The 12314-nt window shown below is 39.1% G+C and carries 12 protein-coding genes; 5 read left to right on the plus strand and 7 right to left on the minus strand.

Annotated features, from left to right (window positions below; translation table 11 throughout):
- Window positions 1-187 precede the first annotated feature (187 nt).
- Together F903_RS12125 and F903_RS12130 are read right to left on the minus strand one after the other, a co-directional pair.
- Window positions 188-460 carry a YeaC family protein gene (locus tag F903_RS12125; RefSeq protein ID WP_004670737.1) on the minus strand — a complete coding sequence of 91 codons (273 nt, stop codon included), beginning with the start codon at window positions 458-460 and terminating at the stop codon, window positions 188-190.
- A complete protein-coding gene (locus F903_RS12130; RefSeq protein ID WP_004670736.1) occupies window positions 457-1365 on the minus strand; it encodes an NAD(+) kinase in 909 nt (302 codons plus the stop codon). Before F903_RS12130 ends, F903_RS12125 begins: the two co-directional genes overlap by 4 nt.
- Window positions 1366-1596: 231 nt before the next feature.
- Between F903_RS12130 and mrcB the strand changes: the two genes are divergently transcribed.
- A complete protein-coding gene (gene mrcB, locus F903_RS12135; RefSeq protein ID WP_005197389.1) occupies window positions 1597-3996 on the plus strand; it encodes a penicillin-binding protein 1B in 2400 nt (799 codons plus the stop codon).
- 19 nt (window positions 3997-4015) lie between these two features.
- Entirely contained in the window at window positions 4016-4576 is a 561-nt protein-coding gene (locus F903_RS12140) for a tetratricopeptide repeat protein (protein WP_005197390.1), read from the plus strand.
- Window positions 4577-4584: 8 nt separating this feature from the next.
- On the opposite strand, the gene F903_RS12145 is transcribed toward F903_RS12140, so the two are convergent.
- On the minus strand, window positions 4585-5496 hold the full coding sequence (locus F903_RS12145) for a thiamine phosphate synthase (protein ID WP_005197391.1): 912 nt from the start codon (window positions 5494-5496) through the stop codon (window positions 4585-4587).
- A 177-nt stretch (window positions 5497-5673) separates the two neighbouring features.
- Here F903_RS12145 and hemP point away from each other — a divergent pair, with 177 nt between their 5' ends.
- Window positions 5674-5844 carry a hemin uptake protein HemP gene (gene hemP, locus F903_RS12150; RefSeq protein ID WP_004670732.1) on the plus strand — a complete coding sequence of 57 codons (171 nt, stop codon included), beginning with the start codon at window positions 5674-5676 and terminating at the stop codon, window positions 5842-5844.
- A gap of 83 nt (window positions 5845-5927) precedes the next feature.
- Here hemP and F903_RS12155 read toward each other — a convergent pair whose 3' ends face one another.
- Both F903_RS12155 and tsaA read right to left on the minus strand, forming a co-directional pair.
- A complete protein-coding gene (locus F903_RS12155; RefSeq protein ID WP_005197393.1) occupies window positions 5928-7706 on the minus strand; it encodes a type IV pilus assembly ATPase TfpB in 1779 nt (592 codons plus the stop codon).
- A gap of 43 nt (window positions 7707-7749) precedes the next feature.
- Window positions 7750-8490 (minus strand): tRNA (N6-threonylcarbamoyladenosine(37)-N6)-methyltransferase TrmO, encoded by a 741-nt coding sequence (gene tsaA / locus F903_RS12160; RefSeq protein WP_034595054.1) that lies wholly within the window; start codon window positions 8488-8490, stop codon window positions 7750-7752.
- Between the two features lie 100 nt (window positions 8491-8590).
- Between tsaA and F903_RS12165 the strand changes: the two genes are divergently transcribed.
- Window positions 8591-9370 (plus strand): ferredoxin--NADP reductase, encoded by a 780-nt coding sequence (locus tag F903_RS12165; RefSeq protein ID WP_005197395.1) that lies wholly within the window; start codon window positions 8591-8593, stop codon window positions 9368-9370.
- A 98-nt stretch (window positions 9371-9468) separates the two neighbouring features.
- Here F903_RS12165 and F903_RS12170 read toward each other — a convergent pair whose 3' ends face one another.
- Window positions 9469-10029 carry a TetR/AcrR family transcriptional regulator gene (locus F903_RS12170; protein ID WP_005197396.1) on the minus strand — a complete coding sequence of 187 codons (561 nt, stop codon included), beginning with the start codon at window positions 10027-10029 and terminating at the stop codon, window positions 9469-9471.
- A gap of 451 nt (window positions 10030-10480) precedes the next feature.
- Between F903_RS12170 and F903_RS12175 the strand changes: the two genes are divergently transcribed.
- The gene (locus F903_RS12175) at window positions 10481-11341 is read left to right on the plus strand and encodes a hypothetical protein (RefSeq protein ID WP_005197398.1); all 861 of its coding nucleotides are present in this window, start codon (window positions 10481-10483) and stop codon (window positions 11339-11341) included.
- Between the two features lie 61 nt (window positions 11342-11402).
- On the opposite strand, the gene F903_RS12180 is transcribed toward F903_RS12175, so the two are convergent.
- Window positions 11403-12281: an NAD(P)/FAD-dependent oxidoreductase gene (locus tag F903_RS12180; protein WP_005197399.1), complete on the minus strand. Its 879-nt coding sequence runs from the start codon at window positions 12279-12281 to the stop codon at window positions 11403-11405.
- Between the last annotated feature and the right edge of the window lie 33 nt (window positions 12282-12314).

Raw genomic sequence — 12314 nt, forward strand, 5'->3', positions numbered from 1 at the left:
AAAGACGATAAAGACGATAAAGACGATAAAGACGATAAAGACGATAAAGACGATAAAGACGATAAAGACGATAAAGACGATAAAGACGATAAAGAAATTGTTCACAATCTCTAAATATCGTCAATAAATTTAAAGAACAATAAAAAAATGCTCCTTAATATTTAGGAGCATTTTTTAGACAATCGGTTTACACAAATCGAATCGGTTTAAACTCAGGTTCATTTTTGTGATGGTCATCATCACATTCCTCGCCTTCTTCTTTTGTACCACGGTCGATATAACCACTACGCTGCTCTTCTGGAAGGTTTTCCATTTCCCACGCATAAACAGCTTGCATACAAATTTCGCGCTGCTCTTTGGTCAAAGCAATACCATTTGGCCATTTACCAATTTCAACGGCAGTTCTTAGACGCTCAACAATCTCAGGATTTAAAATAGCGAGCATTTGTTCAATATTCATGAGTCGTCCTGCTGAAAAGATTCAAAGTCTTGGTTCCACCCCAATTTGGTACGACATGCCATATAAAAGTCATAACCGGGCGGGTGTAATAAGCTAAGTTTAAACGGATGTTTGCGAATATGCACACTATCCCCAACATTTAGTGCAACACTGTGTTGACCATCGGCGCTCACCATTGGTAAAACACGATTTTCTCTAATAACGATTTTAATCTCACTTTGTCCACCGACAACGATGGGACGAGAGGATAATGTATGCGGGTGCATCGGTACTAAAGCAATTGCATCCATACTCGGATGTACAATTGGTCCGCCACCTGAAAGCGAATATGCAGTTGAACCTGTAGGGGTCGCAACAATTAAACCATCACTGTGCTGACGATAGACATATTGTCCATCGATATTTAACTCAAAATCAATCATGTGAACCGATTTGCCAGAATGCAAAACTACATCATTTAATGCAATCGCATCATAAATCGTTTCACCGTTGGTACGAACTTCCATTTCCAGTAAAAAACGGCGATCTAATTGAAATTGACCTTGTAGAACTTGATCAAGTTTAAAAATCGCTTCAGCAGGTTTGATATCAGTTAAGAAGCCTAATCGACCACGGTTAATTCCAATGACTGGAGTATTGTGTCGAACTAGTGCACGAGCAGCATGTAATAGCGACCCATCTCCACCCACTACGATCACTAAATCGACCACCTCACCAAGCAGGTTGCGGCTTACGGTCTGCCCATGGCTATAAGGTACAAGTTTAGATGTTTCCTGATCAAAAACAGGATTTAAACCCAAAGTGATCAAATGATCATGGATTAAACATAACGTTTCTACAACAGAATATTTATCTGGTCGCCCAATTAGACCAATATTTCGAAAGGATTTATGTGAAATTTGCACGAAAAATTTGGCTCCGCTGCGATTCCTGCCTATCATATCACTAACAATCAATGTTGCGTTGATGATTGATTAAAAAGTATAAAAATGTCTATTGCTTATTTTTATACGATGAATATCAATAGTTTCTGAATTTTTTATTGCATGTTGCTATTTATTCACAGTTTTATGATTGCAAATTACTGATAAGCTATCGCATCATTACCCTCATTGTTTTGGTTTTAACGCAAATCTATGAAGTGTGAACGTGGTATTGGTTTTATAACACTAATTTTTTCAATTTTAGTGATTGGTATTTTTGTTGCCTTTAGCATCTATTTGATTCGCTTGGATAGTATTATTCGCAATAAGTTTGAAGGCCAGCGCTGGGACATCCCCGCTAAGGTTTTTGCTCGCCCATTAGAAATTTATGCGAATGCACCTATTACTCAAGAAAATTTCATCCAAGAATTGAAATTACTGGGTTATAAAAACACGTCAAACTATGAAAAATCAGGTAGCTATGTTACACAAGGCAACCAGATGTATGTGCATACCCGTGGTTTTGACTATGGTGACAGTACTGAACCTGAACAGGTACTAGAAATTGGTTTCTCAAGTGATCGTGTTGGAGATATCCGTTCGACTAAGCCCTCAAGTACAGGGATCGCTCGTTTAGAACCACTATTGATCGGCGGTATTTATCCGCAACACAATGAAGATCGCGTACTGATCAAATTAGATAAAGTACCAAAAACATTGATCGAAGCATTGATTTCGACGGAAGATCGTAACTTTTATAATCATCATGGTGTTTCTGTCAGAGGAACAGCTCGTGCTCTGGTCAGTAATGCGACAGGAGGTCGACGCCAAGGTGGTTCGACTTTAACGCAACAATTGGTGAAGAACTTTTATCTTTCCCCTGAAAAAACACTTAAACGTAAAGTAAATGAAGCCCTGATGGCTTTATTAATTGAGTTTCACTACAGCAAAGATGAAATTCTTGAAACCTATCTGAATGAAGTAAATTTAGGTCAAAATGGCAATTATTCAATTAATGGCTATGGTCTCGCTTCACAATTTTATTTTGGCTTGCCATTACGTGAGCTTAATATTTCACAACAAGCGTTCTTGGTTGGTCTAGTACAAGGTCCATCATTATATAACCCTTGGCGCAACCCTGAAAATGCAAAAAAACGCCGTGATGTCGTGTTAAATAACATGTTGGTCATGGGTTATCTAACAGAATCTGAATATCAAGACGAAATCGCCCGTCCTTTAAATGTAATTAGTAAACCTACGATTGGGCCTGCAAAATTCCCTGATTTCCTTGATATTGTACGTCGTCAATTGCGAACTGAATATCAAGAAAGTGATATCACTAATCAAGGTTTAAGAATTTTCACCACCTTAGACCCGATTGCACAAACCAAAGTTCAAAACGTGTTTAAAAATTCGGTCGAGCGTTTAGCACAAAGAAACCCAGCACGTTTGAAGAATTTGCAAGGCGCTGTTTTAGTGGCACACCCTGAAAATGGTGAACTGATTGCAGCAGTGGGTTCAACACAGGATTTTACCGGTTTTAACCGAACACTTGATGCGAAACGTCAGGTGGGTTCACTCTTGAAACCCGTCATTTATCTCAATGCCATTGAATCTGGTCGCTATACTTGGGCGAGTCCGATTGAAGATACTGCGGTAAATATTCCGATTGATGGCGGTAAAGGTTGGTCACCAAAGAACTATAGTGGTAATGAAAATGGAATTGTGCCAATGCAACAAGCCTTGGCAAATTCGTATAACCTCTCTACCGTGCGCTTAGCAAATGAGTTTGGTCTATCGACATTTAGCAATAAGTTAAAGCAATTTGGTGTCAGCTCAGATATCCCAGCATATCCATCCATTTATTTGGGTGCCGTCAATATGTCACCGATGGAAGTGCTAGGCATTTATGGCAACTTTGCAACAGGTGGCTTTAAATATCCACCACGCTCTATCCGTACTGTGGTTGATGCGCAAGGACGTTTACTCGACCGTTATGGTTTAAATGTTCAACAAACCATCGACCCGGCAGCCGCGTATATTTTAAACTACGGTTTACAACAAGTAATGCGCTCAGGTACAGGCAGATCAGCCTACAGTAGCTTACCTGAATCATTAAATCTTGCTGGCAAATCAGGTACCACAAACGATACTCGAGACTCATGGTTTGCAGGTTATTCAGGCAATCATGTTGCGGTTGTATGGTTAGGTCTAGACGATAACAAAGTAACGGGCTTAACAGGTTCTTCAGGTGCATTGCCAGTTTGGACCAATGTCATGAAACAACTGCGCCAAGAACCTGTCAACTTGCGTCAAACAGACAATGTACAATGGCAATGGATTGATCGTACCAGTGGTGATTTATCTGCTCAAGGCTGTGAAGGTGCGATGTATATTCCACTGCTTCGTCAAACTGTACCACGCCGTGCAACACTATGCGGTCAATCGCATTACGAAGTTGAGCCGACCTATATGCCTCAAAATGATGGAACAACTGATGATGACAGCATCAGTAATTATATTCGTGAGACTGAAAACCAAATGGATACTGACTTATCCAATCACACCTCTACACGCGTTATTTCTAGCGGTAGTTATAACGGTGAGAACTAATCTAAAAGGATGGTTGGACATGATTAAGAAAGCAACGTTTGCTATTGGGATACTGGTACTCACTGGTTGTACGACAACACCAGAGCGCCCAGCACCTCAAACACCACCGGCGAAGGCAACTGATAGCCAGAAGAAGGTTACGCCACCTTCTTCTGGCGTCAAAATCACGCCTTATGAGCAAAAAGAGATTAAACGACAAACTGTTCCAGTTATCGTTGTGCCTGAACAGAAAGTTCAACAAAAATTTAGTAATGACGGCTCTCAGCTACCGGCTTTTAGAACGCTAATGCAAAAAACCCAAACAGCGTATAAGCAAAAGCAATTTGCGGATGCAGAACGTTTTGCACTTCAAGCGCAACGCATCGCACCACAAGCTGCGGAAACCTATTTATATTTAGGATTAATCGCAGATCAGCGTAAACAATATGCCAATGCAGAAGCACTGGCTCGTCGTGGCTTAAGTTATGCTCAGAGCAATAGCATGAAGAAGCAACTCTGGTTAATCGTGCTACGTGCGAGTGAAGCACGTAACCACCCCGTTAAAGCCCAAGAAGCGAGAAAAGCGATTCAGGCGCTTTAAGCAGCGATTCAATTTATTGATTCAAACTGGCGAATTCCAGCAAGCCCATAAGCATTATGTTTTTGGGCTTTTTCTAAATCTTCGGGCGCAACACCACCCAAAGCAAACACTGGAATATCACTATTTTTGGCTAACTGCTCAAAACCACTCCACCCTAACACTTTCGCATCAGGGTGTGTATCCGTTGAATTTACAGCGCTTAAGAACACCGCATCACAACCAATTTGCTGCGCATGTTGTAAAGACACCGCATCGTGACAAGCAGCAATCAAACGCTTTCCGACAGGTAATTCAGCTTTTTTCAAACTCAATAATTGTGATTGTTTTAGATGAATCGTTTGTATTTTCGTTTGAATTACGACATTCAACTGCTGCCAAATATCAAAGTTAAGGATTAATTTTGCAAGTTGCTCATCCGATAAAGCCAATAATTGTGCTTCGATTTGATCAACATCTTGCGGCTGTATACGCCAATACAACAAACAATCACTTTCAGGCAGCGCCATAAGTTCCGAACTGACTTTAATCAGGTTCGGCCACATTAACCTTTGAAGAATCTGCGTATTCGCTTTAGGAAAGTTAAGCTCTGCTAACTGATCTCGACGATACCAAGTCCATGGTTGGTGTATCAGATCAAGCAGCTCATCAGGAACATAAGCATGAAATAAATGTAAATGAACGATCACATCATCATATTCATGTCGTATCACATCAAAAACATGCCAGTTTTTTATGCCTATACCGACTTCTTCGTATATTTCACGACGACACGCTTGTTCAGGCGTTTCACCCTGCTCAACCTTCCCACCTGGGAACTCATGTTTATTGCCTTGATGTTGATTTGCCTGTCGCCATCCCACCAACACTTTTGACCTATGTAATAAAATTGCGATCGCAACATCAACTGTATTCTTTGACATCAAAGTCTTATATTCCTCATCTATATGCAGCAATTTTAAGTAATTTGTTAAGCCTTTCACACTTGCAAAATAAAAATAATAAATGATTTTGTAAATAGTCAAAAATTTACGTTGACAGGCTTATTCGATAATGATTATCATTTAAAACATTAAAAGACATACCACGGAGTATAACAAATGAACGCACCATTCAGCCTTTTTACACGCAGCACAGATTCAGCACAATCATTGCCAATGCTGCACTCGAACAACCTTTTTGCCTTAGGACGTGAAATACGCATCATGCATGCTGGAGAAGAATACCGCTTACGCTTGACTCGAAACAATCGCCTGATTTTAACCAAGTAATATAATAAAAATCAGAGAATAAAAAAACGTGGGAATAGCAGTATGTCAGCGCGTACTGCTTTTTTTTGCTTGAAATAATAGTATTAATTTAAAGGAACAACTCTTAGCACTTCCTCTAAAGTCGTTACACCCTCTATGACTTTACGTGCCCCCGCGATTCTTAAAGGTTCAACCCCTTCTTTTTTCGCTTGAGCTTTCAAATCATTTAATGTGCCATTTGCACTAATCTGTGTTTTCAACTCCAAACTTACAGGCATAAACTCATAAATACCCACTCGCCCTTTATAGCCAGTCTGGCGGCATACCTCACAACCGACAGCTTTATACATGGTCGCTGGCATATCCATAATATAGTCGAATGTTAAGTGTTCCCATTCCTGCTCATTGATTGCGGTTTCTTGTTTGCAGTGTGGACACAGTTGACGCACTAAACGCTGTGCAAGCACACCAAGAATCGTGGCTGCGGTTAAGAATGGCTGTACACCCAAATCATGTAAGCGGGTTAAGCTTGATGGTGCATCATTGGTATGTAGTGTTGATAATACCAAATGCCCTGTCAATGCAGCTTGAATTGCCATATTGGCGGTATCATGGTCACGAATTTCCCCGACCATAATAATATCGGGATCTTGTCGCATTAGGGCGCGAACCCCGTCAGCAAAGCCCAGTTCAATATTGGGATTTACCTGCATTTGGTTAAAGCTCGGTTCAAGCATTTCAATCGGGTCTTCAATCGTACAGACGTTGACTTGTTCTGTTGCCAGTTGTTTTAAAGAGGAATAAAGCGTCGTGGTTTTACCTGAACCTGTCGGCCCCGTCACTAAGATAATACCGTGACTGTGCTGAGTCAGTGCTTGCCAGCTCTGTAATAAGTGCCCCTCAAAACCAAGCTGCTGAAAACTGCGAACCAAGACTTCTGGATCGAAAATACGCATTACCAACTTTTCGCCAAATGCCGTAGGTAAGGTTGAAAGACGTAATTCAGTTTCTTGCCCTTTTGGTGTCCGTGTTTTTAAACGGCCATCTTGAGGTTTTCTTTTTTCTGCGACATTCATTCGCCCTAAGATTTTGATCCGAGAAATCACGGCAGTCAGAGTGTTTGCAGGCATATTATAAATGGTATGCAAAACACCATCGATACGAAAACGCACCTTGCCTTTGTCTTTTCGTGGTTCTAAGTGAATATCGCTTGCGCCTTGTTCAAAGGCAAATTGCAGCACCCAATCCACTAGCTTCACAATATGTTGATCATTCGCATCAGGAGTTTGCGTATCCCCTAACTGTAATAGAGCCTCAACACCTTTATTATCACGATCAAAAGCACTGGTATTTTGTGACGAATTTACAGCACGACTGACTTGATAATATTCGTGTAAATATCGTTGTAACTGTTCAGGATTTAATAAAACTCGCTCAATCTTTTTAGGCGCCAAACTACGCTGTAAGTTATTTTCCCATTCCGATGTAAAGGGCTGATCCGTACCAATCAAAATACGATCAGCATGTACTTCAACAGCCAAAATATGATTTCTAACAGCGAACTCTTGCGACATCACACTGGTTAAAGCAGCAACATCCGCTTTTAATGGATCAATCACAAACATGGGCAAAGCCGCTTTTTCCGCCAACCACTGACACAAACGATGCAGAGTTAGCGTTGCAGCAGGACTTAACTGATCTTTTAAATTAAAATTGGCAATCCATTGTAAGGGATGCCATTTCAATTGTTCTTTTTGACGATGTGTGGTTTGGATTAACAACTTATCTCGTTCAGTAATACGACCATCTTTTTGCAGTTGCTCTAAGCACCAAGTCACATCAATCGTAAAAGAAAAGTTCGTAAATTTTGCCTCAGCTTGCATGACCGTAATTTCCCCAAATTTATGAATCATTTATATTTTTAAATTAAATTATATTGGACTGCTCTACACTCACCACTGTGACATTCTTTTCATCGACTGTAAAACGAATATTCAAGTGAGCGAAACACATCCCATACACCCGCTCAGTATCTTCTTGATACGCTGGACGAGGATCTAAAGATAACACTTGTTCAAGTTCATCCAATATCTTTTTATCTAGAATAGCCTGATTTAACAGTTGTTTTTGCTGTAGCGAAGCAGTTTCTGCCCAAATGACATTCTTACGGATCGGCTCATCTTGTGCATAACCACTGATCGAGTCTTCAATTGCATCTGAATATTGAATATAAGGTTTAATATCAAAAATTGGGGTGCCATGTAATAAATCACTACCTGTGACGTACAAACGAATCACTTTGCCGTGCTTTTCAACACGAAGAAAACGAACCACAGACAAACCGATTGGCGATGGCCGATACATACTTCTGGTCGCAAAAACACCTATTTTTTGGTTGCCCCCGAGACGCGGCGGACGGACTTGTGCACGAAATTTAGTCGTTTGATTCGGAGCACTATCATTTTGTTTATTTTCATGAAACTGCCACAGCAACCACAAATGACTAAAGTCATCTATTCCCTCAAATGCCAAAATCTCATTATAAGGTTCAACCATCTCTATGTACGACTCGATTTGCACTAAGTTCGGCTGCCTTGGGATGCCAAATTTCTCACGATAAGGAGAATGCATATAACCGATTATCGGCATCATTACAGAGTTACTCATCACTTTTTCTGATAAACACAATTAAATATATTCAGTTTATCGAGAATGATTTTAGATTAGAATAGCAATCTGTTTCTTTTATATGTGATCGAGACCTTTAATGGCTGCTTTTAACGTTGAACGCATTACTCATGTTCACCACTGGAATGACACTCTTTTCAGCTTTAAAACAACACGCGATACGAGCCTACGTTTTAAAAATGGTCAGTTCGTGATGATCGGACTTGAAGTGAATGGTAAGCCTTTAATGCGTGCTTATTCGATCGCAAGTGCAAATTATGAAGAAGAGTTAGAGTTCTTCTCAATTAAAGTACAAGATGGTCCACTCACCTCGATCTTACAAAAAGTACAAGTAGGTGATGAAATCCTGATTTCTAAAAAACCAACAGGTACTTTAGTACACGATGATTTGCTACCAGGTAAAAATTTATATCTTTTATCTTCTGGTACTGGACTTGCGCCATTCCTTTCTCTGCTTCGTGATCCAGAAACTTACGAAAAGTTTGAGAAAGTGATCATGGTACATGGTACACGTTATATTTCAGAACTTGCTTACCAAGACTTAATCCTAAATGAGCTTCCGAATCACGAGTTCTTTGAAGAATTAGGGATCAAAGATAAATTGATTTACTACCCAACTGTAACGCGCGAACCGTTCCACACTCAAGGTCGTGTAACAACAGCGATTGAGACTGGTGAACTGTTTGAAAAAATCGGTTTACCTCGTTTTAATCGTGAAACTGACCGTGCCATGCTTTGTGGTAGCCCAGCTTTCCTAAAAGATGTGGCTGCGCTACTTGATCAGCATGGTTTAGTCGAATCACCACGTATGGGTGTTATGGGCGATTATGTGATCGAACGTGCATTTGTTGAAAAGTAATTTTCAGATGAGATCTAAAAGAAACCGAGTCAATTGACTCGGTTTCTTTTATTTAGCTTAAATTCATGGAAAATAAAAAATCAGTTAAAAATGATGACTTAGGCTGCATCCAAAGTAATTAATCGTTCAATATAAGACCAACATTCTTCAATTTCAGTATGATCTTTGCTTACTTTTGCATAAGCTGTCATGCCATCTAAAATATTTATATACATAGATGTCATTACATGCGGTTGGTCAACCTTTGCCTTTTCGAACAAATCCTCAAGCAATCCCATTAACCATTCTCTATACGCTACAATTGGACCGATAATGGATGGGTATTGTTGTAAGATTTCCAGGGATGCTTTTTGAAACATACATCCATGAAAGTCATCGGAATTGAACCAACCTAAGTGCCAAAAATAGACCGCTTTAATTTTACCCAAGTAATCATCTTCTTTGAGTAAGTTAATTTCTTGCTCAATCGCTTCTTGAATACTTTTATTTCTTCGAGATAAACACTCCTCGATCAAATTTTCTTTGGAAGGAAAGTATTTATAGAACGTCATTTTTGCAACGTTGGACTCAGCAATAATTCGATCTACGCCTACCGAACTGAAACTATGACGATTAAAGAGGTTTAGAGCCGTTGCAATAATATCTTCTTTTTTTGACATTTTATTATCCTTTTTAGAATTCTTTAAAAAAAATTAATGTATTATTTAGGCATGGTTTATAAGCTGGACAATTCTGGCAACCATGCTTTTTCATATTATTTTAAGATCATTACAGAAAATATAGGTTTTTCCTTATTATCTCTCTTATAAATTAAGCAAAAATGAGGTTATAAACAAGCTGATTTGTAAAAAAATCTTTCTATTTCTAAAAAAATTAAAATATATTGTGCATTAATTCACCTTTTAGTGCACTTTTGATTAATTATCAATCTAAATTGAGATTATTTAGCTTATTGAAAAAATTGATTTCACAAAAAATTCATCTTATATTTAATTTATCCAATAAAAATATCTTTGGTTGGGCCAATAGTTATATTCATAAGCAACCAAAAAAATCGAACTATACCATTGGAAAAGCAATAATATTTATTAATTCATTGAGTAAAAAACTATGCCAAAAAAAATTGAAAACTTTGACAACCCTAGACAGAAAGCTATAGACGGAATGAAAAATAGTATTTCTGCCGATGTATGGAACAACAATTTGAATTTTCTGAAGACATTAAGAGCAGAAATTTCAAATCATCCAGTATCTAAACATCCTGCAATCCAACTTCTAAATGACGGTTTAATTGATAAGGAGACCTTAAAACACATTCATTTAGAATATCGCCATGCAATCGTACAGGTATTTACCGATGCTTTGCTGATGGCGCAATTCCAAACAAAACAATTAGAACCTCGACTATTATCTGGTTCCAAAATGTACCCTCGTTTTTTATTAAATCTTAATATATTAGATGAGTTTGGTTTCCGCCCTGCACTCGATAAAGATGAATATTATTCTGGAAATCCAGAATATGCACATTATCCATTATTTGAAGACGTCCTTGATGATTTTGAATTAACTCAAGCGGAACGCAATAACTATTTACCTTCAATCATCGCACAAAAAGTTCGTGCATATCTAGAAAACTCCTTTCATTGCTATCGCGCAGTTACCGCACTCTTAGCTGTTGCTGAAGAAGAAGTCATTTTATTTAGTCCGGCGCTTCGTCAAGCAACCCATTCGGTTGGCTTTGATGTGAGCAGCGGATATTATCACGTGCATGGCGTCTCACATGATGCAACATCTGAAGCCGCAGACGATGATCACGAAGATGATTTATGGTTTGTCCTTGCTCAAGCATGTACTGAAGCCGACTATACATCTATTCGTAAAATTTGTTTTGAGTACTGTGATTTATGGCAACAATTTTGGGATGAACAAATTGTGAGCTATCAATATGAAGCAAACAGAAAGTTAGCTTAAATATAAAATCAATCAAAGGTCATCTCCATATTTTTCATGGAAAATGACCTTTAAATTTTAATTAAAATATCAGTGATCGGTGTGCTGCCACACCCGCCATTGTTCCATCCCCAACAGCAAGTGATACAGAACCACCCAATCGTGCTACATCCCCGCAGGCAAAAACACCAGCCACGGATGTTTCTTTTAGCGCATTGGTCTTAATCACCTCACCCATTACATTTTTTTCTATTTCACAGCCTAAATGTGCTATCCAGTCTTGTGAAATTAAACATTGAGTTGTGACAAAAATACCATCCATTGAAAGATGCTCTTCATTTTCAAGAATAATCTCACTTTGTCCCACGATTTCCTTAATGATTCGTTGTTCAATAATGACACCGCGCTCAATAAGTTGTGCTTGTATTTCTGCCTCGATTTTTTGTCCATTTAAAAAGAAAGTCACACTCCCCCATTCAGGCAACATCATCGCCATGTGCGCAGCGTTTTCTGAGCTGGCAATAAGACCAATACGTCCTTGGTTGAGTTCATAGCCATGACAATAAGGACAATGAAAAATACTTTTGCCCCACCGCTCCGCAAGTCCTTTGATTTCAGGTAGTTGATCTTTCACACCTGTTGCTACAATGATCTTTTTAGCGCTGACTGCATGTGTTCCATCAATACAAAGATGGAAGTTATCTTCTTTCCGTTCAATCCGTTTGACGGATCCATCCATCCAATCTACAGTTTTATACTGAAGTAATTGTTGCTTTCCGATCTGAGCTATTTCACTCGCTGCAGTACCATCTTGCGTGAGAAATCCATGTGAATGATCTGCAAAACGATTTCTGCGCTGCCCTGCATCGATGACCACCACACGCCTTCTCGCTCGTCCTAAAGGTAACGCTGCCGCTAAGCCCGCATAACTCCCTCCAATGATTGCAACATCATAATTCATTTCAACACCATTAAGTAACTTTTAAAGTTACAT

The organism is Acinetobacter sp. NIPH 298 (assembly GCF_000369505.1).
Taxonomy (GTDB): domain Bacteria; phylum Pseudomonadota; class Gammaproteobacteria; order Pseudomonadales; family Moraxellaceae; genus Acinetobacter.